At 38.0% G+C, this 25,354-nt stretch carries 23 protein-coding genes and 2 pseudogenes; 4 read left to right on the forward strand and 21 right to left on the reverse strand.

Annotation, left to right across the window (positions count from 1 at the left end; all coding sequences use genetic code 11):
• Positions 1-66: 66 nt before the first annotated feature.
• The 3 genes from AC1MGI_RS02700 to AC1MGI_RS02710 are packed head-to-tail and all read right to left on the reverse strand — an operon-like array spanning position 67 to position 2,727.
• Positions 67-831, reverse strand: a complete 765-nt coding sequence (locus AC1MGI_RS02700; protein ID WP_480348319.1) for an iron ABC transporter ATP-binding protein — start codon at positions 829-831, stop codon at positions 67-69.
• Positions 828-1,784: an iron chelate uptake ABC transporter family permease subunit gene (locus tag AC1MGI_RS02705; RefSeq protein WP_480348321.1), complete on the reverse strand. Its 957-nt coding sequence runs from the start codon at positions 1,782-1,784 to the stop codon at positions 828-830. The genes AC1MGI_RS02700 and AC1MGI_RS02705 overlap by 4 nt, the downstream gene beginning before the upstream one ends.
• Positions 1,771-2,727 carry an ABC transporter permease gene (locus AC1MGI_RS02710; RefSeq protein WP_480348323.1) on the reverse strand — a complete coding sequence of 319 codons (957 nt, stop codon included), beginning with the start codon at positions 2,725-2,727 and terminating at the stop codon, positions 1,771-1,773. The genes AC1MGI_RS02705 and AC1MGI_RS02710 overlap by 14 nt, the downstream gene beginning before the upstream one ends.
• Before the next feature lie 135 nt (positions 2,728-2,862).
• Here AC1MGI_RS02710 and AC1MGI_RS02715 point away from each other — a divergent pair.
• Positions 2,863-2,958 (forward strand): annotated as a pseudogene (locus tag AC1MGI_RS02715) (hypothetical protein); the annotation flags it as partial.
• On the opposite strand, the pseudogene AC1MGI_RS02720 reads toward AC1MGI_RS02715, so the two are convergent.
• Positions 2,955-3,207: pseudogene (locus AC1MGI_RS02720) on the reverse strand (IS4 family transposase); the annotation flags it as partial. The pseudogenes AC1MGI_RS02715 and AC1MGI_RS02720 sit on opposite strands and share 4 nt — an antisense overlap.
• A gap of 171 nt (positions 3,208-3,378) precedes the next feature.
• Complete coding sequence (locus tag AC1MGI_RS02725; RefSeq protein WP_480348325.1) at positions 3,379-3,912, reverse strand: NADPH-dependent FMN reductase; 534 nt, start codon at positions 3,910-3,912, stop codon at positions 3,379-3,381.
• 211 nt (positions 3,913-4,123) lie between these two features.
• On the opposite strand from AC1MGI_RS02725, the gene AC1MGI_RS02730 reads away from it, so the two are divergent.
• Together AC1MGI_RS02730 and shc are read left to right on the forward strand one after the other, a co-directional pair.
• On the forward strand, positions 4,124-4,402 hold the full coding sequence (locus tag AC1MGI_RS02730; protein ID WP_480348326.1) for a DUF1450 domain-containing protein: 279 nt from the start codon (positions 4,124-4,126) through the stop codon (positions 4,400-4,402).
• Between the two features lie 330 nt (positions 4,403-4,732).
• Positions 4,733-6,616: a squalene--hopene cyclase gene (shc, locus tag AC1MGI_RS02735; RefSeq protein WP_480348328.1), complete on the forward strand. Its 1,884-nt coding sequence runs from the start codon at positions 4,733-4,735 to the stop codon at positions 6,614-6,616.
• A gap of 200 nt (positions 6,617-6,816) precedes the next feature.
• On the opposite strand, the gene AC1MGI_RS02740 is transcribed toward shc, so the two are convergent.
• The 16 genes from AC1MGI_RS02740 to AC1MGI_RS02815 all read right to left on the reverse strand — a co-directional run bounded on the left by AC1MGI_RS02740 (position 6,817) and on the right by AC1MGI_RS02815 (position 23,359).
• Positions 6,817-7,770 (reverse strand): LCP family protein, encoded by a 954-nt coding sequence (locus AC1MGI_RS02740; protein ID WP_480348330.1) that lies wholly within the window; start codon positions 7,768-7,770, stop codon positions 6,817-6,819.
• A gap of 311 nt (positions 7,771-8,081) precedes the next feature.
• A complete protein-coding gene (gene msrA, locus AC1MGI_RS02745; RefSeq protein WP_062185795.1) occupies positions 8,082-8,603 on the reverse strand; it encodes a peptide-methionine (S)-S-oxide reductase MsrA in 522 nt (173 codons plus the stop codon).
• 97 nt (positions 8,604-8,700) lie between these two features.
• Positions 8,701-8,994, reverse strand: coding sequence for an antibiotic biosynthesis monooxygenase family protein (locus AC1MGI_RS02750; protein ID WP_480348333.1), 294 nt, complete (start codon positions 8,992-8,994; stop codon positions 8,701-8,703).
• 169 nt (positions 8,995-9,163) lie between these two features.
• Entirely contained in the window at positions 9,164-9,763 is a 600-nt protein-coding gene (locus AC1MGI_RS02755; RefSeq protein WP_480348335.1) for a response regulator, read from the reverse strand.
• Complete coding sequence (locus tag AC1MGI_RS02760; RefSeq protein ID WP_480348337.1) at positions 9,760-10,893, reverse strand: sensor histidine kinase; 1,134 nt, start codon at positions 10,891-10,893, stop codon at positions 9,760-9,762. The genes AC1MGI_RS02755 and AC1MGI_RS02760 overlap by 4 nt, the downstream gene beginning before the upstream one ends.
• A 255-nt stretch (positions 10,894-11,148) precedes the next feature.
• Positions 11,149-12,189, reverse strand: coding sequence for a Delta(5) desaturase DesA (gene desA, locus AC1MGI_RS02765; protein WP_480348338.1), 1,041 nt, complete (start codon positions 12,187-12,189; stop codon positions 11,149-11,151).
• Between the two features lie 492 nt (positions 12,190-12,681).
• Positions 12,682-13,296, reverse strand: coding sequence for a PH domain-containing protein (locus tag AC1MGI_RS02770; RefSeq protein ID WP_403075557.1), 615 nt, complete (start codon positions 13,294-13,296; stop codon positions 12,682-12,684).
• A gap of 287 nt (positions 13,297-13,583) precedes the next feature.
• Positions 13,584-14,243 (reverse strand): YcnI family copper-binding membrane protein, encoded by a 660-nt coding sequence (locus tag AC1MGI_RS02775; protein ID WP_480348340.1) that lies wholly within the window; start codon positions 14,241-14,243, stop codon positions 13,584-13,586.
• A gap of 27 nt (positions 14,244-14,270) precedes the next feature.
• Positions 14,271-15,854 (reverse strand): copper resistance CopC/CopD family protein, encoded by a 1,584-nt coding sequence (locus AC1MGI_RS02780; protein WP_480348342.1) that lies wholly within the window; start codon positions 15,852-15,854, stop codon positions 14,271-14,273.
• A 1-nt stretch (position 15,855) separates the two neighbouring features.
• Positions 15,856-16,449: a DeoR family transcriptional regulator gene (locus AC1MGI_RS02785; protein WP_480348344.1), complete on the reverse strand. Its 594-nt coding sequence runs from the start codon at positions 16,447-16,449 to the stop codon at positions 15,856-15,858.
• Between the two features lie 336 nt (positions 16,450-16,785).
• A complete protein-coding gene (locus tag AC1MGI_RS02790) occupies positions 16,786-17,805 on the reverse strand; it encodes a HoxN/HupN/NixA family nickel/cobalt transporter (protein WP_480348346.1) in 1,020 nt (339 codons plus the stop codon).
• Positions 17,806-17,936: 131 nt separating this feature from the next.
• The gene (nikR, locus tag AC1MGI_RS02795; RefSeq protein WP_480349685.1) at positions 17,937-18,356 is read right to left on the reverse strand and encodes a nickel-responsive transcriptional regulator NikR; all 420 of its coding nucleotides are present in this window, start codon (positions 18,354-18,356) and stop codon (positions 17,937-17,939) included.
• A gap of 12 nt (positions 18,357-18,368) precedes the next feature.
• Entirely contained in the window at positions 18,369-19,961 is a 1,593-nt protein-coding gene (locus AC1MGI_RS02800; RefSeq protein ID WP_480348347.1) for an ABC transporter substrate-binding protein, read from the reverse strand.
• The gene (gene nikE / locus AC1MGI_RS02805; protein WP_480348349.1) at positions 19,942-21,564 is read right to left on the reverse strand and encodes a nickel ABC transporter ATP-binding protein NikE; all 1,623 of its coding nucleotides are present in this window, start codon (positions 21,562-21,564) and stop codon (positions 19,942-19,944) included. Before nikE ends, AC1MGI_RS02800 begins: the two co-directional genes overlap by 20 nt.
• Positions 21,561-22,394 (reverse strand): ABC transporter permease, encoded by an 834-nt coding sequence (locus tag AC1MGI_RS02810; protein ID WP_480348350.1) that lies wholly within the window; start codon positions 22,392-22,394, stop codon positions 21,561-21,563. Before AC1MGI_RS02810 ends, nikE begins: the two co-directional genes overlap by 4 nt.
• Positions 22,391-23,359 (reverse strand): ABC transporter permease, encoded by a 969-nt coding sequence (locus tag AC1MGI_RS02815; protein WP_480348352.1) that lies wholly within the window; start codon positions 23,357-23,359, stop codon positions 22,391-22,393. The genes AC1MGI_RS02810 and AC1MGI_RS02815 overlap by 4 nt, the downstream gene beginning before the upstream one ends.
• A 949-nt stretch (positions 23,360-24,308) precedes the next feature.
• Between AC1MGI_RS02815 and AC1MGI_RS02820 the strand changes: the two genes are divergently transcribed.
• Positions 24,309-25,298 (forward strand): YpdA family putative bacillithiol disulfide reductase, encoded by a 990-nt coding sequence (locus tag AC1MGI_RS02820; RefSeq protein WP_480348354.1) that lies wholly within the window; start codon positions 24,309-24,311, stop codon positions 25,296-25,298.
• Positions 25,299-25,354: the final 56 nt, after the last annotated feature.

Raw genomic sequence — 25,354 nt, forward strand, 5'->3', positions numbered from 1 at the left:
AACTTTATTCAAAAAAAATGATTTAGAAAAGCATGCCAAATCACCCTTTTCTAAATCATAAGTTTACTAATGCGAATTAAAGAATACACAAATACGACACCCGTCCTGTTCTTGGACTGGTATATCCATATCATATATTTCCCGCAATGCAGCAGTATTTATAATTTCATTTGTTAGACCATCTTTCACAACACGTCCATCTTTAAGAGCAACGATACGATCTGAATATACTGATGCAAAGTTAATATCATGTAATACAATCACAACGGTCTTATCTAATTCATCAACCAACTTACGTAAAATTTTCATAATTTGAACAGAATGTTTCATATCCAAGTTATTTAACGGTTCATCTAATAAAATATATTCTGTATCTTGTGCAATAACCATTGAAATAAACGCACGCTGTTTTTGTCCACCAGATAACTCATCTAAATATTTATCTTGGATATTAGATAAGTTCATATATTCTAATGCTTGATCAACAAATTTTTCGTCTTCACTAGTAAGTCGTCCCTTCGAATACGGGTAACGACCAAACGACACTAGCTCTCGAACTGTTAAACGAACATTTAGATGATTAGATTGTCTTAAAATGGCCACTCGTTTTGCAAAATCATTAGATTTCATCTTTTTAACATTACCTTTATCTAAAAGCACTTCACCTGTATCAGAATCTAATAAACGACTTACCATAGATAATAACGTCGATTTACCTGCACCATTTGGCCCAATAAAAGAAGTAATTGCTTTCGGTTGAATCGTTACAGTTACATTTTCTACTACGGGCTTTTTGCCAAAATGCTTTGTTAAACCTTTGATTTCAATCATCCTGCTGCCCTACTTTCTTTTAGCAATAAGTAAATAAAGTAAATACCACCAATAAAGTTAATAATGACACTAATTGTCGTATTTAAATGGAATACGTGTAATACTAAAAACTGTCCGCCTACTAATGCAATAATACTTATTAAACTGGATGCTACAATTAAAACTGAATGCCGATATGTATTAATAAATTGATAGGCTACGTTCGATACGATTAATCCTAAAAAGGTAATCGGACCAATAAGTGCAGTTGAAGTTGCAATCAAAATCGATGATAAAATTAATACTTTTAGCACCATTTTATCGTAGTTTACACCTAGATTAATTGCCGCATCACGACCTAAAGACATCACATCTAAATCTTGCAACATTCTTTTACCATAGATGAAAGCTGCCCCTAATATCACCATCGAAAGATACAATAACTCTGACTTAACGTTATTAAAGCTTGCGAATAATCGGCTTTGTAAACTTAAGTATTCAATGGGATCTATTACTACTTGGAGGAAATTCACTAAACTTCCTAGTAATGTCCCAATAATCAACCCTGCTAGTAAAAGTAGATAAATTGGATATTTATCTGCTCGGAATAAGAAGCGATATAAAATTAAAGCAAAAAGAATCATTGCGATAATTGCGATACCGAAATTTAAATACCGATCTACGACAAAAATAGAAGCTGAACCTAGAGCGAAAAAAATAACGGTTTGTACGACTTCATACATGGAGTCAATCCCCATGACAGAAGGTGTTAGAATTCGGTTATGCGTAATTGTTTGGAACATGATTGTTGCGTATGAAATCGCTATCCCGGTGATGACCATTGCTCCAATTCGTACTAAACGACGTGGAAAGGCATAGTCAAAACCGCCTCGAATATTATAAAATGCAAAAAGTAAAATGAAAATTATCGCAATTACCGTTAATATAATTATTTTCGTACTATTTTTTCGCATATGCTTTCCTCCTAAATAACATTACTAAGAAGATCGCACTACCAAATACTGCGACTGTTAGGTTTACTGGAATTTCATAAGGGTATACAATTAAGCGGCTAAGAATATCACATGCCAGCAAGAAAACCATTCCTAGCATGATTGTATGTGGAATCGATTTACGTAAATTGTCCCCCATATAAATCGATACGATATTTGGCACAATTAACCCTAAAAAAGGAATAATCCCAACAGTTAGTACGACAGTAGTAGAAATGATAGCTACTAAAACTAAACCTAAATTTAAAACCATTTTATAACTTAGTCCTAAATTTTTTGCAAAATCTTCACCCATTCCAGCTACCGTAAACTTATTAGCATATATGTAAGCTAATATGATGGCTGGGACAGCTACATACAATAATTCATAACGTCCAGATACGATTAAAGTAAAACTACCCATGAAGAATGCTTGAACGTTTTGTAAAATTTCCGCTTCATAACCTAAAAACGTCGAAATCGCCGATAAAATATTCCCGTACATAATCCCGATTAGCGGTACGAAAATTACATCTTTAAATTTAATGCGATCAAGTAATTGCATGAAAATTAGCGTTCCAACTAAAGCGAATGCAAAACTGAATATAATTTGCTGAAAATACGTTACATTTGTAAAGAACAGCATTGAAATAATAATACCAAGCTTAGCTGCATCTAGCGTACCCGCCGTTGTTGGCGATACAAATTTATTACGGCTTAAACTTTGCATTATTAATCCTGCAATACTCATCCCCGCCCCCGCTAGAATAATTGCCATTAAACGAGGCACACGACTAATTAAGAAAATTTGTGTTTTATCAGAATCCCAATCTAGAAGGTCGCTCGGCTTAATATCAATTGCACCAACAAATAGCGAGATAAACGAGAGAAGGATTGCAGCGATCATTAACATCCACAGTCTCATTTTTATCCCCATATTCTATTTATTCTCAAGTATGTAAAACAATGAAAATGATTCTCAATCTCGAGTACATATAAATTATAAGCACAAAATTGCCAAAAATCAATAATTATATAAGTTCATTTAGGAATAATGCCGTTTAGAAAAGAAGGAGGCCGAAATATCTACTTCCTTCTATTAATAATAGGAATGATTTTCGGGACGCTTCTCTCAAGCTTGTCTTCTTTCATACGACGCCAATTGAACGTTGGTTGACTTAAGAATCGATAAATAACGTCCTTGGCAGAAGTTTTCCGCTTTCTTTGAATCAAGAAGAGAGAACCAATTTTTATGTTGGAAAATCAAGCAAAAGACTAGCTGGAATAAAAATGCATAACTGAAACCAAAGGATTTTTTAATTCCTTCTTGTCGTAAAAGCTTATTGATTTCAAGATCAGAAAAAACAGAATTAAGTTCTTTTGGTAGTTGATTGTTTTGGTTATTTTAGTCTATCATATAGCGGGCACCTCTTCTATTTGGTAGTGTTTTCTAGTCAATTACACTATACCAAAGAACTAGGTGTTTTTCATTTTTACTTAGGTTGTCAAGTAATATATGAGATAGACCCTTAGCTCAATAATTCCAACGATTCATTAGCTATTTCCTATACTAAACTTAACCGTTAAGTTTAGTATGAAGCACTACTAATTCTTCGGCTAGTGCAGCCAGTCTCTGTTTCACATCACCGTTCACAATCACGTTTTCGTTATTAAAGCATTCATTGCTTACAAAGACATTTTTCGTTGTAACATGCGCTTTAAAGTATGAAAGAATCGGCCGCAAATTATTTTCTGCTACAAGCATATGCATATTGGAGCCTGCAGTAGAAACATAACCGACAACCTTTCCTTCAAAAACGGTAGTTGGCAAATGATCAAACAGATTTTTTAAAGCGCCTGTTAAGGAAGACTGATAGACAGGTGTCGCAATAACGAAAAAATCAGCTTGCATGATTTTGTTAATGACCGTTCGTGTGTCCTCATTGTATGCATCAAAAGGTCTCCCATCGACAAACTCCACTTTATAGTCTTTTAAATCAAGAAGCTCTGTCTCAATATGTGGATGTTGGCCTGCTTTCGTTAGCACCTCATTTACAGAAATAGCTGTTTTTGCCCCGATTAATGCCCCTGATATACCTAATAATTTCATGATGATCCTCCATCTTCTGTTTTTTAGTCTCATTTAGCTAAACTGGTATTCCCTTTATTATATTAACCCAAAACAGTATGAATTTTTAATTTTTAGCCTTTTTAGTAGTTAAAGGAAAATCATCAAAGTATCACGATAAGATTTAGGATGATATAATACAAGCTATAGTAAACGTTCCCTGAAAAAAGCTTAATATAAAGGAAGAGATTTTATGTTGGCATTTATCAGCAAATTATTTACGAAAAAACCAAAAGTCACACTTGAATTCTGCCAAACGAACCTGGATCGTTTTTTAGAGGAAGAATATACAGAAGAGTATGGAGAATTTCTAAAAAGTCCACAAGTTTCCTATAAAGAGTATGAATGTTTAAGCGAATGTAAGCTGTGTAAAAAGTCTGCTTACGCGAAGCTGAATGGTGCCATGATTACAGGGATTGATTCTGGTGATTTACTGGCTCAGCTGAAAGAAAAAGTGAATGCCCACAAGTAAAAAACTAGAATTTCAAGAGCTGTTTTTCAGACTAAAATAATCGATTCATTACCAAAAAGAGCAAATGCCTAGGTTCTTCTCGCATTTGCTCTTTGTTTTGTGATGAAAAGATGAAGTTAGCTTTGCAGGAATATCGATTTAGGTATTTTGCTAGTCGCTTTGAACCTCTCCCCCCGACTCAGCTCATTGAACCTTTTACTAACCAGTATTGCTTTTTTCCTAATCGCTTTTCCTTTTCACTCATTATAAATATAAGTTTTTTCATAACAAGTGCGTGCTAGTCATATCGTTAAATAGTGTATTCATGCAGTCTTTAAAGGAGTGAGTGTAATGAATCAGTATGTAAAAAATGAAATCGACCGTCTGATCATGCGGCTACGGACTGACCAGCAAGAAGATGGGTCTTGGCACTATCCATTTGAAATCGGCATTACACCTGATGCGTTTATGATTATTTTATTAAAAGCACTCGACATACGGGACGATGAACTCATTCAAGCTTTAGCAGCAAGAATTATAAGCCGTCAGGAGAAAAACGGCGCGTGGAAGTTATATCATGATGAACAGGGCGGGAATGTTTCACTGACAATAGAAGCCTATTATGCATTGCTTTTATCTGGTCTGCATCATGAGAATGATGAGCATATGGAAAAAGCGCGACAATTCATTGTTACTAACGGAGGGTTGAGCAAGGCCAGCTCGATTACAAAAATTATGTTGATACTTACCGGTCAATTGAAATGGCCGCTTATCTTTCCGATTCCAGTCGAAGCTGTATTGCTTCCCCCCACCTTTCCCATTAGCATGTATGATTTATCCGTATATGCGAGGTCAAACTTTCTCCCACTCCTTTTATGCTCTGATCATAAATTTCAGATCCATATTACTTCAGGGCCTAATTTGAAAGCATTGCTTCCCTCCCGTTCCGACGATCTTTGGGAAGAATTCAGATGTGAGGAGGGCCGTTCCTTGGTTCAAACGATTTACTATGGTGTCAAAAACCTAATCGGGCTTCCTTCCCTACTGCATAAAATGGCTGTCGATGGTATTAAAAAGTATATGCTTGAACGAATTGAGCAAGACGGGACTCTTTACAACTTTTTTAGTGCTACATTTTTTATGATTTTTGCTTTACTCTCACAAGGCTATTCAAAAAAGGATCCGATCATTCTAAAAGCCGTTGAGGGCTTAAGAGCCATGGCGACTTCTATTGATGGACAGCTGCATATTCAATTCACAAGGCCTGAAATTTGGAATACGGCACTCATTAATTACGCCCTTCAGGAAGCTGGATTAGAACCTGATAATCCAATTGTTCATAACGCAAATCACTATTTGACCGCCCGGCAGCAAGCTAAATACGGAGATTGGCGTCTGCATAATCCTCATGCTCTACCAGGTGGATGGGGCTTTTCGGACGGCAACACGATGAACCCGGACATCGATGACACAACGGCAGCACTAAGGGCGATATATCCATCCACCCCCACTCAACCATATATAAAAACTGCCTATAATCGTGGGTTGGCCTATGTGCTTTCGACACAGAATGATGATGGTGGATTTCCTGCCTTTGAAAAAAATGTTGATACAAAGTGGTTGCAATTTTTGCCAATCGAACAAGCAGAATTTTTCCTTACAGACCCTTCCACACCTGATCTAACTGGACGAACACTTGAATTTCTCGGTAATTTCACCAATGGCAAACAAACCGCAAGCGCCATCAGAAAAGCAGTAAAATGGCTGTTTCACTCTCAAGAAAAAAACGGATCTTGGTATGGTAGGTGGGGAATCTGTTATATTTACGGAACTTGGGCAGCATTAACAGGCCTTCGAGCTACAAGCATTGTGAGTAATCATCCAGCCATTCAAAAGGCAGCGAAATGGCTGATGAGCATTCAAAACGAAGATGGTGGGTGGGGAGAATCTTGCACAAGTGATATGGGGAAGAAGTATATTCCCCTAGGTGCAAGCACCCTTACCCAGACTGCGTGGGCCGTTGATGCGCTAGTATCCATTTCTCCTACAGCTACACCTGCCATTGAAAAAGGTATCGCTTATCTTATTGGCGAAGGACAAAGCCAGAACTGGACCAACGACTATCCAGCGGGCCAAGGTTTGCCAGGTTATGTGTATATGCATTATCACAGCTACCGGTTTATTTTTCCGCTACTTGCCCTCAGTCATTATCAAAATAAATATGACCATTCTTAAATAAAAAGGTAAAAGTCGAGAATATGCGTCAAAGTATAGATCTCCTAACGAAAGGGCCGGACCACGCACTCGTCATACTCAAACCTCTTTCTACACGAATCGAAGCTTGAATGACAAAGCAAAAAGGATGATAGATAAGAGTAACTCCCCAATTCCATAATGACTTGGTTCGTTATTCTTCTCCATCATCCTTTAACACATCACTCATTTAAAAATGCTTTTAATGCTTCTTTATTCTTTTCCATCTCAATTTCCAGGACCAAACCTACCGAATGCCTTGCATCTTTTGCCGTACCATCGATTGGTATCATAAGCTTTTGAATATCTTGATTACTATCTGTTAAAAACGAAGTGCCCATTCCCAATAGATTGGCGTAACTAAGATTCGTTTGGATGTACGGCTGAATTGTTCCAATCATTCTTGGTAGTTTGAATACCCCTTGAACGCTTGCCATTTTATCAGCCAGTATTTGCATAACCTTTTGTTGTCGTTTGACACGACCAAAGTCACTATCCGGACCACCGCGCCATCTGACATACCCGAGCAATTGATCGCCATTTAATTGTTGAACGCCTGGTTTTAGTGTCATATCTATTCCTTTTGACATTTTCTGCTCCACATCGATTTCAACTCCTTTAGGGAAAGCGATATCAATTGTTTTAGCAAATCCCTTAAAATCGATAATGGCGTAATATTGTAGATCGACATCAAAGTTTTCCTTGATCGTCTTTCTTAATAATTCGGTTTCTCCAAATGCATATGCTGCATTCAGTTTATTCTTTTTATGTCCAGGAATATCTACATAGATATCCCGCATGAGAGATACTAACTTTGATTTTTTTGTTTCTGGATTATATTGAGCAATCATAATTGTATCTGTTCGGGACTTTTCTTTCCCCCTTGTATCTACTCCAAGTAGAAGGATATTAACCCGCCCCAACTGATCTTCTACACCCTTGAACTCAATATCTGACTTTATGTTCCTGTCAATTTCAGCTTCAGACTTCTGTAATGCCATCTTATATTCAAAATATAAATATCCTGCTCCAGAAAGACCGATGAGAACGAGTAATATAAAAATCGATAAAAAGACTTTCTTCTTTTTCTTCCTTCGATACTTGCTTGATCTTGTCCCTTTGTTTGGTTTTGTCATGTTTGTACGCCCTTTTCGTTTGATCCACTTATTAACAACTCATTGCAGTAGTCAAACCAAGTTAGTAACCCTAGAGAAAACAGGTAAGTAATGTGACACTTTTTACTTTTCATCTATTAGGGGTATTATCACACGATCCCTCTATAAATATTACAATTATTTTCTTTAATCTATCCAGATTGAAACGGGAATTCCAAAAGAAAGGGTCAGACTCCGCAACAACTAAATACACGTAAGATAAGTGTCTTAAACACTACATACTGTTTTAGCGTGCGAGGTCAGACCCTTATGAGACACCCTTGATTCAGTTATTATTTGTCATTCCAGTGCTGATCAATAAACTCATCACGCCCAGATTGTTTGCGATCTTCTTTATAATGCTTTGGATTCTTCTTATGGAAATCTTGATGATAATCTTCCGCTTCATAAAACGTTTGAGCTGGTAGGATTTCCGTTACGATCGGCTTCTTGAATTTGCCGCTCATCGCCATTTCTTCTTTTGACTTTTGAGCCAATTCCAATTGTTTCTCGTCATGATAAAAGATAGCCGCTCGATATTGATTGCCGCGATCTTGGAACTGGCCGTCTGGATCTGTCGGATCAATTTGCTGCCAAAACAGTTCCAACAAACGCTCATAAGGGAAAAGCTCTGGATCGTATGTAATTTCAACCACTTCATAATGACCAGTCGTGCCTGTTTTTACTTGCTCATATGTCGGATTTGTAACATGTCCACCAGAGTATCCAGAAACAATTCCACCAATACCAGGTAATTCTTCAAACGGTGTCACCATACACCAAAAACAGCCGCCTGCAAATGTTGCTTTTTGCATAAATGATGTCCCCTTTCTATTTTGCGTAAATATAATCATAACTTATTTGCTCCATGAGAAAGAAATCTAATGCCCGGCCTATTTTTACTTCCTTCAATTAGAAGCTAACCTTTTCAAAATGCTCGACGATAGGAAAAGGATCATAATAATGATGCAAAAGCTTCTTCCATTCCTGATATTCTGCAGATTCCCTAAAGCCTACAGTATGATCCTCTAAACGTTCCCACGTCACTAACAACAAATATTTCCCCTCTACCTCCAGGCAACGCTGCAAACTGTGAGTAACATAGCCATCCATCGAGGAAATAATCTTGGAAGCTTCACGAAAAGTTTCTTCATATTCATCTTCCAGTCCTGGTTTAACTTGTAAAAAAGCTGCTTCTAAAATCAATACGATCGCTCCCTATTTAAGGTGCTATAACAATACTCCCATAAGCACATCCATATATGTAATTTCACTCAAAGAAGATAAAAAAATCAGATAATTCACCACTAATTATAGCCCATGCTTGGATCTTGGTCTATTATGTTTTGGAATAGCTCCAAGGGCTCATCATATCTTATTTAAACCAACCTTTTTCCTTAAATCGAGAAATCGCCTCAATCCGGTTACTCACATCTAATTTATCAAGAATGACAGAAACATAGTTACGTACTGTTCCTGTTGTAATAAATAGTTCCTTGGCAATTTCTTTCGTATTCTTCCCATCAGCAATCAGACCAAGCACTTGCTTTTCTCGTTCGGTTAATGGATTTTCCTCTTCGAAGACCATATCAACGAGCTCTGATGCATAGATGCGTCGTCCATCCATAATGATTCGAATCGAACTTGCTAAATCTTCACTCGGACTGTCTTTCAATAAATATCCACCAACTCCAGCCTTTCGCGCGCGTTCGAAATAACCAGGGCGGGCAAACGTTGTAAGAATGATGATTTTGCAAGTATGGTCCTTTAATTCTTCGGCTACATCCAGCCCGCTTTTCGCAGGCATCTCAATATCCATGATGCAAATATCAGGTTGAAGACGATGAACAAGTGCCAGTGCCTCTTCACCATTGCTAGCTTTTCCGACCACTTCCATGTCTTCTTCCAAATCAAGTAAAGAACCTAGTGCGCCAAGTAACATGCGCTGATCCTCTGCAATGACGATTCGTATCATACCATCTCCTCCTGTTCTGCCTTCTTAATTCCGTTCGGTACTCGAATATAAAGTGTCGTACCCTCAGAGGATTGGATTTCCAAGCTGCCATTTACAAATTCCAGCCGCTCCCTCATCCCTTTTAGGCCATTTCCTTGAACAAATTCAGTTTTTTCAATGCCAACCCCATCATCCTGTACTTTTATAAGTAGCTCTGTATGCAGTTTCTCAATAGACAATTTGCACCAAGACGCTTTGCTATGCTTCACAACATTATTTACAGCTTCTTTCAAACACATGCTTAACACATTTTCTACTAACAAAGGCGTATTAGGTAAATTCGTATCTCCTTCCATACTAAAATCCATTTGAGCTGCTTTTAAAATTTGCCTGATCCTCTGAACCTCATCTTCAAGCTTTGTACCCCGCATTTCGGAAACCATTTCCCTTACTTCATTTAATGCCGTTCGAGCGGTCTGACGAATATCATTGATTTCATTTTTGGCAGACACAGGATTAATCTCGATTAACCTGCCGGCAAGATCGCTTTTCAAACCAATAAGGGAAAGCTTCTGTCCCAACGTATCGTGCAGATCACGGGCAATCCGCTGACGTTCTTCAATTTTCACCAACTCAGAGATCCGCTTGTTTGCATCTTCTAATTTCACTTCCAGCTCTTCACGTTTGTTCCTGGTATATGTGCTAACTGGGAGCAGGATGACGCCAATTACACTAATCACAATAAAAGGAATCTGCGATACGAATATGTCCTTTTGAAAAATAAACCCTAAACTAACAGCGGCAATGGTTGAAACAATATGAATGATATATAGGGTGAGAAATCCAGCTTTACTTTGGACATTCCCAATGAAATAGGCCAAAAATAAGGAAAAATAGATATAGCCAAATAGAGCGGTCATCGCCACGCTAATCACGATTTGAATAGCGACAGTGACGTATACCGGCCACCCCCTTAATATAAACGCAAAACGATAGGAAGTAAAAAACAGGATAATCATCATGATTCCAAAGAAAATGACAAATAATGACGAGGACTTAAAAATAAAGTAAAAAGGAAGAATACAAAAGATAATCCCAACATATGGGCTAAGGCCAGTATTTTTAGGAAAAATATGATACCATTTCTGCATTAGATGCCTCCTACATGTATTGTTCATTCTAGTATATACTACAAAATTAACAAAAAACCATTCTTTGGCGTACGGAATGGTTTTTTGAGTGGATAAGGGGCGGGCTTCGCACCGCCACCTTTATACAGTGAAACAGTTTATCCCGCATTAACGGGCAGTAAAACCCCCACTGATTGAAGTTTCACTTTATAGTACCTGAACCTTTTTTATCGCCTGAGTTTTAGGGCAGGAGCTCATGGATGTATTGTGTGAATCTTATTTTTCTTGCAAGCTTTGCTGGTCTGGATTTACTTTAGCCGTATCAAGCAAATGCTTAATTTCTTTAAAGCTAACGAACGCTTTATTCTTTTGATCAAAAAGTCTAAAACGAAGAGACTTTAAACTTGTCCCCAGTGTAATCGTCGTTGCCTTTTGCAATGGCGGTGTCGATTCATGAGCTTTTTCTAAGTTATAGTTCGGAACTCTTGGAGATAGGTGATGAACATGATGGAATCCAATATTCCCTGTTACCCATTGCAAGATTTTCGGCAATTTATAATAAGAGCTTCCATCCACTGCCGCCTTCACATAATCCCACTCTGATTCATTTTCAAAATAGGAATCCTCAAATTGATGCTGTACATAGAACAACCAAATTCCGAGGGACCCTGACACAAAGAGAATCGGAGCTTGTACGAGAAGAAAAGCCTGCCAGCCGATTGCCCAGCATAGAAGTGCATAAATCGCTACAATTGAACCATTCGTTACATACATATTCAAACGCTCTTTGCGTCTTGCATCTTTTCGATTAAACCGATTAGACACGAGAAATAGATAAATCGGACCTAATCCAAACATGACAATTGGATTTCGATAGAGCCTGTACTGCAAGCGGCCCCATGGAGTGGCAGCGACATATTCTTCTACTGTCATGACCCAAACATCACCTGTTCCGCGCTTGTCCAGGTTACCGCTTGTTGCATGGTGAATGGAATGACTTCTTTTCCATTGTTCATATGGAAACATCGTGATAATCCCGCTAATCGTGCCGAGGATTGTATTGGCCTTTTTACTTTTGAAAAACGAGCCGTGGGTACAATCATGGAAAATGATAAAGATTCTTACTACAAACCCGGAAGCTAGTATGGCAAACACAAGTGTTAACCAATAAGATACCGCTAAGCTTTGATAAGCCGCAAACCAAAGTAAAAAAAACGGCGGGAATGTATTAAAAAGCTGTTTTACACTTCTCATCATATCTGACTTCTCAAATGGAGCAACATTTTTTCTTAGTTCTGCAGTCTTTTGTTTACTCATGACGTCCTCCTAATACCGATTAGGCTTAACATTCAGCCCTCTTATATACTTATAGTAGAATATAGCAGCAGATAATGATAGGCATAAACGTCAAGTGGTCTATATGACAAATGTCATGTACACCATGCGCAAGTGCCGAGTTCATAGGAAACGGAGCTAATTATGCTAGGTACTAAAACTTGAAACTTTGTTTTTTTAATTAACCTATTCTTCTAATATAGAGTAGGATTTCCCAGTTGTATTCTCAATTATTCTTTTTTTACATTAAAAATGGAAGAGTTCCGATGCTCTTCCATCCAATTTAGGGATTTTGTTAATAGATCTACTCATTTCATCTGATTGTCCATTACTCTTTCCAACTGTTGCTTTTTAGAAATTCCTTCATAATTATAAACTACTTTGACATTTTACATCCGCTATTCCTCTGTAAATGAGAACACAAATGACCCCAGAAGAGCAGCTTCTGAGGTCGATAATTTTACAGTCTCGTATTTAGTTATTAATATACTTTTCGTATACTTCACCAAAGTCTTTCGTATGGTACTGCTCACGAACAGAAGTTAACCACGTAAAGCCAAAGTCTGTTAAATCTCTGTATGTATCTGCTAATTTATTGTCATCCGTTCGTGAGTTTTGTAGAATACTTACTGCTTTATCTAAGCTTTGCGATGCCAGATCGATATAGATCTTATTTTCATGAGTGATTTCAGAAATACGTAAAAGTGATTTATATAAATCTTTTAATTGTTCAATTTGGTCTTTTTTTACATCAATATCAAATTGCTCTTTTCCTACTTTAAATTTGATTTCAACATCTAAATCAATTTTCCCCGCCGTTTCAAGGAATACATCAGATATGATGTATTGGGAATACGGATATCGCTTCAATGTTCTTTTAGAGGAAATCGCACTTTCTCCATCCACATGAACGATCGCCAAGTTCGTAAAGCAGTACTCATCCATTTTTGTCTTAATTAAAAAATAGATCTTTTCATCATCTTCATGCATGATATAATCGTCGGCATCTGTTTTGTCATAATCCGAAGGTGAAATAATTGTTCCGATATCTGATAAACCTAATGCGTCTGAAGCAATTTTTTTAAACATCGTACGAACTCCTCCCAGTAATCAGTATTCCGTTTAATTTTAACAGGAGATTGAAGTGATGTGTATTTTTTCAGTTGAATTTGAAAGAATTATACGAACCGCGGCTCTAGGCCATGAGCCACTTATAACCCAAAGAGCAGCTTTCAAAATTCATATTTGGAATCTGCTCTTCTTCATCTATTTTCCCTTAATTAAGTAGTCTTCCCTGAATTTGACGAGGTTCATCCAAATGAATATAGACAATTAAAAGGAGGCAAGAGAGTCTATTCTCTTGCCTCGCAGTGTATTTAACTTCTTTTTCTAAAAGACAACCCTAGTGATAACAATCCTACAATTAAGGCCGCAATAGAAAGGTATAATGGTGCATTGCTCGAGCTTGATGTAGTTGTTTCTTCAGACACCTGTTCTTTAGCTCCATTGTCTTTCGTTATAGAATCCGTTGATACGTCTCCATGTCCGTGATCATGACCAGATCCAGCACCTGGGTTTACTACTGTCACAGAAGCTGGTTTATCAGCATCCGGTGCCCCAACCCATTCGACTACACTACCATCTTTGTACGTTTGATATGCTTTCCAAACGATTTCTGTCGCATCATCGGCTACTTTTCCTTGCATATTAAACTGTCCAAAGTCAGTTGGTGTTAAGCCTTCTCCTTCTGCTGTCCACGTAACACTCGTAATTTTGTCCGACGCATCTTTTTGAACTTCATATTGCCAGCCTGCTTTTGGCTCAAAACGAGTGATATTTACCTCAGCTGAGAATTTCACCTCAATTTTAGTTGTTGGAACCTCTTCGTTTTCAGACGGAACTCGGACTGTAAACACTTCATATTGCCCTTGTGAAGTTTCCTTTGGCTGAACCGTAACATGGGCACTTGCCATACCGGCAAATAAAGAAAATACAGCAATCATCATTACCGTGAATATTAATAATTTTTTCATCATAAATTCCCCCCATTTTTATATTAGCTTTTAGTACACAATAAAATCTTGACTAAATACATGCTCATTATCCTCTGAATCTAATATTCGCGTCTCCACAATCCAGTTCCCAGCAAAAGGGAGATATTGGCCATCTACCATGTATTGAACATCCATTGATTGGTTTATCTCGGAAAAAGGTACTTGAATCGGAGCGACATCAGGATTATCCTGGTATTTTAAAAATAGCTCAATCCGTTTAATCGTTATACCCTCTTCATGAGAGTTTGCTTTAACCATGAAATGATTCGTACCGGGTACCTTTGGTGAAATTGTTGTTGTGAATTCGATATTCTTTTCTCGTTCATGCCACACTAGCGGTTCGTTTTGTGGCATAGGGCTTAAGTGAGTAAAAATCCCCACTATGATTAAAATGATGATCATCAAACTAAAATCGACTTTCAACAATTTCTCGACAGCATCTTCCTTCGCCTTTTTCATGATATATCGTAAAATAACGCCCGTTACGATTACCAATAAGACTAAGGCGATTTTGATTAATAGCATAATTCCCCATGGCGTATAGAGTAGATAACGAACTTCCGGTAAAAAGATCAAGGTTGAAGCAATTCCCGTTACGAATAGAACAAGGATACTTATTAACGCTACTTGAGAGAACATCGGTAAAAATCGGCGAACATGCTCTCGTTGCTTGTTCCAAAAGACAAGGATATAAAATAGCCCCCCTGCCCATATCGCAGCTGCGAGTAAATGGATGATATCTATTGAAATGGTACGAATCGGTGGATCAAAGGCCATGGCATGTCCGTTTATACTCTTTACCGCAAGAATCATAAATACCCACAATCTATCCAACCAATTAAAACGGAATAAAAGTACAAAACCCAAAAGAGATAATACCATGGATAGAAACCAAGATATCCCGATTGTCGTACCCGTTAATACGGACCAAATACCACTTAAAGTCCAACTATCTAACAGATCTATAAATTGCATAAACCCCATGCCAATGGTTGTGGTCAAAAGCATAATTTGCAAATAGATAGCCCACTGTCGATAACTTGTCCTCATTTCTGGACTGTCTGCTTTTTTCAAAGTGCCCCATATAATCCAACCAGTAGCAAGGAGCAATACAATATAATAAAGAACCCTTACTATAGAATTATAGATGCTATACAGGGAAGATTCGTTATCGGCTTTATCTACATCAAGTTGGTTCATATTGCTTTTTAGAACTGTTCCTTCACCTATTGAAATGACATAAGACCCTTTTACTGGATGACCATCTGCTGATAATACACTATATGATATGGCGTAGTTCCCGTTAGGAAGAGTCGGTAAAGCTTGCTTTATGTATTTTTGGTCTTTACCAATCTCTGTTTTACTTTTACTAACTAGTTCGCCATCTTCATTAAATACTTTTATCGAATAAAGTTCTTTTTCAAGTCTTTCATTAAACATCAGATCAATTTCTTTTGGAGAAGACTTTAAGTGACTATCTGGGGCTGGAGTCGCTTTTTCTAGCAATGCATGCGCAAAAACTCCTTGTGGAACCGCAAAAATAAAAAATATCACACATACTATTAAAATATTTCTTAGAACAGTCTTATTCATACTAACAGCAACCTTTACTCTTTTCCCTTTGTTTAGCTTCTTTTTCCATCGCTTCTGTAAATGTTACAACGTTTCCGCCAAATCCTCGTGCAAACCTTTTTGCATGTTCACTTTGATTAAAGGAAAGAAATTGAGGCTGGCAACAACCTAAATCAAGAGTTGTATCCAACACAAAATAAGCATTCCTAGCACTTATCGTTGTATTTGTAAAAAAATCATCACACAATATCTCAAGTACCTCATTATCGAGCATTTGGTTACGTATGAAGCTACAATGCATACAACACGTGGTTTCCACTCTATTTTCTGTTAGAATTATACGACAAGAGAGTCTATTATTAATAGTTTTATAACAAACCACACATTCATTTCGATTCGATACGTTTGTGTCTTGATTAGCCAAACTTATCCCACCGAAGGTTTTGACTATAAATCCAGATTCAACCATCGCTTTTATATCTCTATGAATGGTCATATCTGAAACCTGAAACTTTTCGCTTAACTCGGATATCTTAAGCGTTTTGCGACTTACGACGAGTTCTTTAATCTGTTTCTGCCTCTCACTCGCTAACAATTTATCACCAACCTCTCCCATTAACTTAATTACTCCTTTTATACAAACTCAACAAACTATAACAATTTCAAACAAAATCTAACATTTTTATTTATAGTATACATGCATGATAAGCACCCAACAATCATTTAAACCTTATTTTTATGACAATTGTATGACTTTCCCTTATTCAGGTGGGATCATCTTATATCATTTCCTACTAGACGGAGCCGCGCCAACTTCTCTACATAAAATACATTCCGTGGAATAGAAAGACGATTTTATCCTTAACTTGGGATAAAATCGTCTTTTTAATCTAACGCCAACCAATAGTGAAAGCGGGTCCTGGCCTAGCCGTTAAATACGTACATTAAAGTATTATTTTATTGTATAGCGCTCTTCGATTTTATAAAATTTCCAAATAAAAACTGCTACACCCCAAATAATTAAAAACGCAGCAACTAAAAAATAGCCTAAATTCCCAAAATCGATTGCTGCAAGATCATTCCATAATCCACCTGATAAATGTAGTTTTTCGGTCGTAATTTGTGCTAGTTCAACGATCCCAACCGCCAGTGCCGCAACAACAGAAATCGCTGTTACTGTTAAATTATAATAAACTTTTCGAACAGGTTTATTATGTGCCCAAGCATAACTCTTCGTCATCATAATGCCATCTAACGTATCAAATAAACTCATACCAGCGGCAAACAATAATGGAAGTGAGATGATACCAAGTACAGGTAAACTATTTTTCGCTGCACCAGCTGACATCGTCAATAACGAAATTTCTGTTGCTGTATCAAACCCTAAACCAAATAGGAACCCAATCGGATAAATATGCCAGCTTTTCGTCACCACTTTAAATAGTGGCTTTAAATAACGAGTAAAAAAGCCTTTCGCCTCAAACATTTTCTCTAGCTCTGCTTCGGACACTTTTTCCGCCTTCAATCGACGGAAAATTTTCCATAATTGAATAAATAACATTAAATTTAATATCGCTAAAAATACTAGAAAAACACCTGATACGGTTACTCCGATAATGCCACCTATATCTTGCATACTAGACATGTATTTTGCGACAAACTTTACAGATACAGCAGTTAGTACAGCTAATAAAAAGACAACAGTTGAATGCCCTAATGAGAAGTAGAACCCTACTCCTCTTGAATCTTTCTTTTGTGCAACTAATTTACGAATCGTGTTATCGACTGCAGCAATATGATCAATATCAAATGCATGACGAATACCAAAAACATACGCTGCGATTCCCAAACCGATAAAGGTTGGATGTGCAGGTACTACGGTAAATAACGCGATGATTCCTAAGACATGAATTACTAAAACACCTAACATATACCGATTCCAGATAAACCCTTTCCAGTCTTTTCTTTTCATGTCACAAACGACTTCCTTCCCTATAGCTAGATTAACAAGAAATACCCCACCTATTTTTTCTTGATTCGCTAAATAAGCATTTAGGTGCGGGTATTACTGTTAAACCGGGATAAAATAATTTCAATTAACCATTATACTTGCTCTACTGGTGCCACTGTAAATTTTCCATAACCGACACCTTTTAAACTTGTCAATTTATTGCTGAGCTGCTGAATGTCTTTGGCTTTTCCCTTTACTACGATGAGCTCAAGACAGCTGGCATGATCCAAATGGAAGTGTGTAGTAGCCAAGATAAAATCATGCATATCATGTTGGACTTTAGTGAGTTCTTCTAGCAGATTTCTTTGATGATGGTTGTAGAATAAAAGGATGGTTCCTGCTACAATTTGCTCTTCCTCTTCCCATGACTGTTGAATTAGGGCATCACGAACAAGGTCCCGAACGGCTTCAGAGCGGTTTTCATACCCTTTCTGTTGAACTAAGTGGTCAAACTTTCGAAGTAAATGACCTTCCATGGAAACGCCAAATCTTTTTAGTGTAGAATCTTCCACCATATACTCCCCCTATTGTTTATCCCATTCTTCAATATTCCATAACACTCCAGAACCATGATGTCCTAATGTACGGGTGGTAATGCCACTTACTTGTTTATTTACACCATATAACGCATCTAAATAAACAAGAAAGTTAAAGGCCGGATCTATTGCTAATTCCTTTTGGAACTGCTCATAAAATTGTATTCGTTTCTCTTTATCTGGATTGATCCGCGCGTCTGTTAATAGCTGATCAACTTTTGAATTTTTGTAAGCAGTCAAATTATTAAGACCATCACCAATTTGGCTGCTATGGAAAATACGGTATGTGTGATCATCAGGATCAAATGGACTGCCCCAACCAATTACAAAGGCATCTACTTCATTTAGTTTTATCGCTGACCAGTCCAATGGTTTTAAAATAACGGAAACCCCGAGCGGCTTCAATTGCTCTGCTACAACATTAGCAAGTGCAACTCGAACAGGATCACTTATCGGTGAAACAAGATCAAACTCCAATCTTTTTCCATCTTTAACACGGACACCGTCGCTCCCTTTTTTCCAGCCCGCTTCTTCTAGTAATTGATTTGCTTTTTCAGGTTGATAGGTGTACATGTCTTTTTGTGGTGCATTAGCCCAGGATTTCTGTAGTGGACCGTATGCTGGCTCTCCTTTATTAGCTAGCATACCACTTACAATTGCCTCACGGTCAATCCCTAAATTCATTGCTTGGCGAATCCTTGCATCCTTGAATAAAGGATTTCGGAAATTATACATGACGGCCCGGTAATCCGCTGTTGAAATCGTCTTTACAGTAAAATCATCATTTTCTTTTACACTTGCAAGTTGATTAGGTTCCATGAGAGCAAGATCTATTTCTCCAGTTTTTAATTGTAAGGCACGTGTATTAGCGTCCGGTATTGGTTTAAAGACGACCTCATCAAGTTTTGGTTTCACGCCATAATACGTTTCGCTACGCTCGACCGTAATCGTATGATCATTTGCCCACTCTTTCAGCTTAAAAGGGCCATTCCCAACTGGATTTTGGTTAAAATCCGTTGTGTTAATATCTTCATCTTCCAATATATGTTTTGGTACAATACCGACTTTCAGCTTGTCAAGCAAAGGCGGGAACGGATTGCTTAAGGTAATTTGCACTTGATTTTCTTTAAGAACATTAACGGCCTTTATTTCATTGAAATCACCAGAAATCGGCGAATTTGTTTTTGGATCCCTGATTTTATCTAAGGTAAATTTCACATCTTCAGCTGTGACAGGCTTTCCATCTTGCCATTTTGCATCATCACGAAGAGTAAATGTGTAAATCAACTGATCGGGTGAGATCTTCCAATCCGTTGCCAAGTCAGCAACAATTTCATTTTTCTCTGTCGGTTTAGTAAGGCCCCGGAATATCAAGCTATCAAGCTCACTATGTTCTTCTTCATTTAAAATTGGATTCACTTGTTCGATTTCCGCCTCTATTCCATAGACGAGCTGTTTGGTTGCTTGATGAGATTTATCTGTAGGTTTTTCTGCCGATTTGTCCCCAACACAACCTGCTAATAACAGCATACTTGATACAAATGTTGATATAAGGACTGCTTTAGTTTTTTTGAATGTCATATTCATTCTCCTCCATTGTACTTTTTTCTTCTAATCGATTACTAGGATGCAAAATGAGCATCGATGATAATAAACTTTTCGTATAGACATTTATTGAAGAGACCAGCTCAATTGCATGTGCCTCTTCAACAATTCTCCCCTTTTCCATCACAAGAATACGATGGCAAAGTGCCATTGCTGCGCGAATATCATGTGAGATAAATAGTATAGCTGTTTTTTCCCTTTGATTTATTTCTTGCAATAGCGAAAGCATTCTTGCCTGAGAACTCATATCCAGACTGGCAAACGGCTCGTCTAAAATGAGAAGTTCCGGCTGTAGGAGAAGTGCCCTTGCAATGGCAACACGCTGCTTCATTCCTCCTGAAAGCTCGTAAGGGTAAACTGAAAGGATATGTTCATGTAACCCGACCTTTTGTAACACTTCCTTGATTTTTTCTTTTTTATTCTCACCATTCTCTTTCCAATAATCCAGTCCTTCTCCAACAATCTTCTCGACATCCCAGCGAGGATCAAATGACGCCAGTGGATCCTGGTGTACCCATTGGACTCCTTTTCGAAAGGGAGAGGATCCATGCCAGATAATTTTACCCTTCTCGTATGATTCCAACTGTAGCAATAAACGAGAAAGCGTGCTTTTTCCACTCCCACTCTCACCAATTAATCCAACAATCTCTCCTTTGTGAATAGGAAAGCTAACATCGCTCACAGCTTGTACAGAATGTTTGTGGAACCATTTCTTTTTGAAATAAGCTTTCCCTACATGTTCTACTGTAAGGAGTGGCCTACTTTCGACTATTTGTAGCTGTTCCCGTATATTTGTAAGATTCCGGTGGTGGTGCAACAATTGCTTCGTATGTTCATGAACTGGATGATCAAATAAATTCATGACTGGTGCGGTCTCAATAACCGTTCCATTTTTCATCACAACAACATGGTCTGCCATTTCAGCAACCACGCCAAGATCATGTGTGATAAAAAGAACGCTGCCCCCTGTACGAGTGCTCCAATCCTTAATTAGACGTAGGACATCCGCCTGAATACGCAAGTCTAATGCTGTTGTTGGTTCATCCGCAATTAACAACACTGGATCAAGTGCTAAAGCAAGTGCGAGCTGAACACGCTGTCTCATTCCCCCGGAAAGTTCAAACGGATACGATTCATAAACATTCTCTGCATTTTGCAGCTGCATATCTTGCAATAATTGAATGGCTCGCTCTTTTACTTCTTGCTTCGAAAGATTCGTATGGGTGGAAAACAACTCTCTAAAGTGCTGCCCAATCGTTTGCATGGCATCAAAAGTAGCATATGTATCTTGAAACACAAATCCCACTTGGGCTCCGCGATAAACCTGCTGTTGCTTTTTACTCATAGTAAGCACATTTTCATGTAAAAATTCTATCTTACCGGAAGAGATGGCGATTCCTTTTGGCAATAAGTTAAGCATCGCTTTTGCTGTGATACTTTTTCCAGAACCACTTTCACCAATAATGGCGACAATCTCACCTGCTGGCACAACAAATGCAACATTATCCAAAAGCTGCTGTTCCTTGTTTGACTGAAGACATACAGAAAGGTTTTCAACTGTTAATACATGTTCCTTCATGATCTCCCTCCTTTCTTTAATTGTGGTAGAGCAAAGCGGTCTTGCAACACATCACCTAAATAGGTAACGGCCAGAACGGTACAAGTAATTAATAGGCCCGGAAACAAAGCAATCCACCATGCGCCTGATAATAAATAACTTTGCGCCCCCATTAACATATTTCCCCATGACGGTTCATGAGGTGGTATGCCAATCCCTAAAAAACTCAGAGTTGCCTCTGATAAAATGGCATGACTCACTCCACTAATGGACATCACAATAATCGTCGGTAAGCATTGTGGCAGTAAATGCCGAGTTAACAATTGAGAAGATGAAGCTCCAACCACAACCGAAGCTTGAATGAAAGTCTCTCCTTTCAAAGATAAGATCTCTGTCCGGATTAAACGGGCAATCGGCATCCAACTTGTCATGCCGATAATAACCACAACTGAAAGTAAACTGGCTGGGATCAATACTTGAATCCCAATCATAAGCAAGATGCTCGGAATACTTAGGAGTGCATCAAGTATCCTCATCATAATGCGATCAACCACTCCGCCCAAAAATCCACTAATAACCCCAAAGCCTGCGCCAATCACAATTGCCATCATCATAGCCGCCGCTCCGACAGTAAGTGATATACGCCCCCCGTACAACAATCGTGTCAATACATCACGGCCCAGTTCATCCGTTCCAAATAAATGAGCAGCACTTGGTGGTTGCAAAGTTTTCGCTAACCCAATTGAAAGAGGATCATATGGTGTTAAGACTGGTGCCAAAAAGGTCACCAAAAGCAAGATTAATAAATAACAAAGTAGAGCATTTACAAACCACTTTCTTTTCCCTCTCATCTGCCTTCCCCCTTCAACAGATGTTGCCGCATTCTCGGGTCAATCCATGCACAAATGAGATCAACCACAAAGCTACCAAGAATAACGATACCCATACTCAGCAAAATGACAGCCATCAAAACGGGATAGTCATGGGCAAGCGCTGATTTTAATGAAAGACTCCCAAGACCTGGCCATGAAAACAGTGTCTCTACCACAACAGATCCGGCGATTGTAAGCGAAAGGGACATCCCCATAAAAGACAGATAAGGAAGTGAAGCATTTGGAAATATATGCTTCCAAAGAATCGTTTTCTCAGAAATGCCACGTGCCCGGAGAGCCCAAACAAACTCTTTTTCCTGCGTGACAGCGACGTGGTTGCGCAATATACGAATATAATACCCAATATGAGATATACCCAGAACAAAAGCTGGCATGATAAGATGCTTCAACCAATCCCCTATTCCTTCTTGACCTAAACCAGCTGTTGGTAGCACACCTAAATAGACGGAGAAAAATAACATGAGCATTAAGGCAAACCAAAAAGATGGTAGTGACATGAAGATAAAAGAAGCAACGGTGGTCGCATGATCTAAAAATGAGTAGCGCCGGAGCCCAGTTATGACTCCAAAAAAAAGAGACAGGACTACTGTGAAAACCGCAGACGCCAATATGAGGATAATGGTCGGTTCAATCGCATGAGCAATCATGATTTTAACTTCTTCACCCGTCGTGTATGACCGCCCCCATTCTCCTTGTAGCACACCGATAAACCACTTGGCATACTGAGTATATAACGGTTCATTCAAACCAAGATTTTCAGCAATACGTATCTGATCAGCCTGGCTCATTTTTTGAATCTGATCCCCATACATGGCGGCGGCAGGACTTCCTGGCAGTATTCGAATAAATGCAAAACAGAGAATACTTCCAATAAGAAGCACCACCATCGCCTCAAATAATCTTGAAACAATATATCTAGTCATAAGCCCTCCCTTTTTTCCTTATGCAAATCAAAGAGCGGACTGCTTTGTCTTGCATTCATGAAATTGATTACCAATTTTTATAAAAGTGACACATTTTTAATATTACGTAACACGAATGTACCTGAGTGGCAAATTACTTTTTGAGAAGATCCCCCTATGTACTCTTTTATGATAAAATTCCTCTGTTTCTGATACTCGATAGCATTTTGATACGTCACAGACAGAATACGGAAGAGACTAAAGCAAAAAATGCTGGTACTTAAAAAATAAAGAAGGATTGGCGGTAGCCAGATATACTATCGAAAAAACTTCATTAAATAACCTCATCTTAAATTCTAGTAGCTAACTGCTGTCATTTTCTTAAACTGTATACTAATGCTGCTGTATTTTCACTTCTATCTTTTCTGTCTGTCATCCTCAATTCATATGACTACTATGCGCAAAACATATAGCTAATTTGGTCCTTTTAGGTATTCGCGTTTTCATCCAATTTTTTTCTGAATTAGTAAAGAGACTTCCCTGATGCCAAAGAGTTCATTCTGAGTAACACGATTATCCAAATTTGTAACACTGACATACATATGAAATGGCATTTTAAAAACACCAATACTTATATTATAATCTTTACCCTCACTATGCAAGTTTTATGACAGTCTTTTTTTAAAATATTCTACAATGTCATCTGGTCGGTGTGTCAATTACTTAACAATCTAATCATTGATAATTCAGGTGATACTAATTTCTCAATATGTAAAACCAAGCGACAGTATGGGAAAATTGTTTTTTAAAAGTATGACAGTCCAACCATATAATTTATTATCAAAATAATAGTAGTACTTTTCAGTTAACAAAAGGGTGAACCCAATTGATTATAGCGAAAAAAGAGCAAACGAAAGTATCTTTATACTCAACGTAGGTAAAGATGATAGAAGAAAAAGCGAAATCATAAATGGAGGATTATCAAATCATGTATGATGTTGTCATTATCGGTGGCGGTCCATGCGGCTTAGCTACCGGCCTTGCTCTACAAGAAAAAGGGATCAGTTATGTCATTATTGAAAAAGAAGCAATTGTGAATTCCATTGTTAATTGTCCATTGGATATGCGCTTCTATAGTACTTCAGATCGTTTGGAAATAGGAAATATCCCTTTCTTATCCCAAGAAGTTCGACCGACACGAACAGAGTTGTTAAAATATTATCGACTCGTTACAGAACGACAAGCTATTAATATTAAATGCTATCAAAAAGTTGATCGTGTAACGAAAGATACAGATTCTTTTACTGTACATACCGTTGATCGCAAAGGAACAAATAGTTCTTATCAAGCCCGTATGATTGTTATCGCTACCGGAATTTTTGATCACCCGAAAAGAATCGGCGTTGAAGGCGAAAATATGTCAAAGGTTATGCATTATTACAAAGAAGGGCATTCCTTCCATGGACAAGACGTAATCGTAGTTGGCGGGAAGAACTCTGCTGTCGAAGCAGCAATTGACCTGTATCGCAGCGGGGCGCGTGTTACACTTGTCCATCGTGGGGACACTGTTTACAAAGGGATTAAACCATCTTTACTTTTAGATATCCGAAATTTTGTCGAAAAGGAAAAAATAAAATTTTATCCTAATTCCAGTGTTGAAGAGATCAATGAAACAACAGTTTGCCTACAAACTCCAGAAGGTCCAATCACGATTCCAAATGACTATGTATTTTCACTGATTGGGTATCAACCAGATACAACGATGCTTCAAAACATGGGGATTACAATTGATTCTCAGACACTAGTTCCGACCTTTAATCCAGACACTTATGAAACAAACGTTAAAAATGCCTTTCTTGCAGGTGTTGTAACTGGAGGCACTACAAATCGTGTTTATATTGAAGATGGACGATTCCATGGATTGAAAATTGCGGCGGAAATTGAACGGCGTCTAAAATAGCATCGTTTACGAAGGCAATAAAACAAAAGAGCACCGCAACTTCTTCGATTCATGCG

The organism is Peribacillus sp. BM1, from assembly GCF_056679975.1.

What these genes read in the sequence shown, in the direction of transcription:
- AC1MGI_RS02755 (WP_480348335.1), bottom strand. Translation starts at nt 9,763, where the DNA reads ATGATACGAATCGTCATTGCAGAGGATCAGCGCATGTTACTTGGCGCA.
- AC1MGI_RS02785 (WP_480348344.1), bottom strand. Translation starts at nt 16,449, where the DNA reads ATGGGAGAGGTTGGTGATAAATTGTTAGCGAGTGAGAGGCAGAAACAG.
- AC1MGI_RS02775 (WP_480348340.1), bottom strand. Translation starts at nt 14,243, where the DNA reads ATGATGAAAAAATTATTAATATTCACGGTAATGATGATTGCTGTATTT.
- shc (WP_480348328.1), top strand. Translation starts at nt 4,733, where the DNA reads ATGAATCAGTATGTAAAAAATGAAATCGACCGTCTGATCATGCGGCTA.
- AC1MGI_RS02820 (WP_480348354.1), top strand. Translation starts at nt 24,309, where the DNA reads ATGGAGGATTATCAAATCATGTATGATGTTGTCATTATCGGTGGCGGT.
- AC1MGI_RS02710 (WP_480348323.1), bottom strand. Translation starts at nt 2,727, where the DNA reads ATGAGACTGTGGATGTTAATGATCGCTGCAATCCTTCTCTCGTTTATC.
- msrA (WP_062185795.1), bottom strand. Translation starts at nt 8,603, where the DNA reads ATGCAAAAAGCAACATTTGCAGGCGGCTGTTTTTGGTGTATGGTGACA.
- AC1MGI_RS02790 (WP_480348346.1), bottom strand. Translation starts at nt 17,805, where the DNA reads ATGAAAAGAAAAGACTGGAAAGGGTTTATCTGGAATCGGTATATGTTA.
- AC1MGI_RS02810 (WP_480348350.1), bottom strand. Translation starts at nt 22,394, where the DNA reads ATGAGAGGGAAAAGAAAGTGGTTTGTAAATGCTCTACTTTGTTATTTA.
- nikE (WP_480348349.1), bottom strand. Translation starts at nt 21,564, where the DNA reads ATGAAGGAACATGTATTAACAGTTGAAAACCTTTCTGTATGTCTTCAG.
- AC1MGI_RS02705 (WP_480348321.1), bottom strand. Translation starts at nt 1,784, where the DNA reads ATGCGAAAAAATAGTACGAAAATAATTATATTAACGGTAATTGCGATA.
- AC1MGI_RS02730 (WP_480348326.1), top strand. Translation starts at nt 4,124, where the DNA reads ATGTTGGCATTTATCAGCAAATTATTTACGAAAAAACCAAAAGTCACA.
- AC1MGI_RS02700 (WP_480348319.1), bottom strand. Translation starts at nt 831, where the DNA reads ATGATTGAAATCAAAGGTTTAACAAAGCATTTTGGCAAAAAGCCCGTA.
- AC1MGI_RS02800 (WP_480348347.1), bottom strand. Translation starts at nt 19,961, where the DNA reads ATGACATTCAAAAAAACTAAAGCAGTCCTTATATCAACATTTGTATCA.
- AC1MGI_RS02725 (WP_480348325.1), bottom strand. Translation starts at nt 3,912, where the DNA reads ATGAAATTATTAGGTATATCAGGGGCATTAATCGGGGCAAAAACAGCT.
- AC1MGI_RS02780 (WP_480348342.1), bottom strand. Translation starts at nt 15,854, where the DNA reads ATGAATAAGACTGTTCTAAGAAATATTTTAATAGTATGTGTGATATTT.
- desA (WP_480348338.1), bottom strand. Translation starts at nt 12,189, where the DNA reads ATGAGTAAACAAAAGACTGCAGAACTAAGAAAAAATGTTGCTCCATTT.
- AC1MGI_RS02760 (WP_480348337.1), bottom strand. Translation starts at nt 10,893, where the DNA reads ATGCAGAAATGGTATCATATTTTTCCTAAAAATACTGGCCTTAGCCCA.
- AC1MGI_RS02740 (WP_480348330.1), bottom strand. Translation starts at nt 7,770, where the DNA reads ATGACAAAACCAAACAAAGGGACAAGATCAAGCAAGTATCGAAGGAAG.
- AC1MGI_RS02770 (WP_403075557.1), bottom strand. Translation starts at nt 13,296, where the DNA reads ATGTTTAAAAAAATTGCTTCAGACGCATTAGGTTTATCAGATATCGGA.
- AC1MGI_RS02815 (WP_480348352.1), bottom strand. Translation starts at nt 23,359, where the DNA reads ATGACTAGATATATTGTTTCAAGATTATTTGAGGCGATGGTGGTGCTT.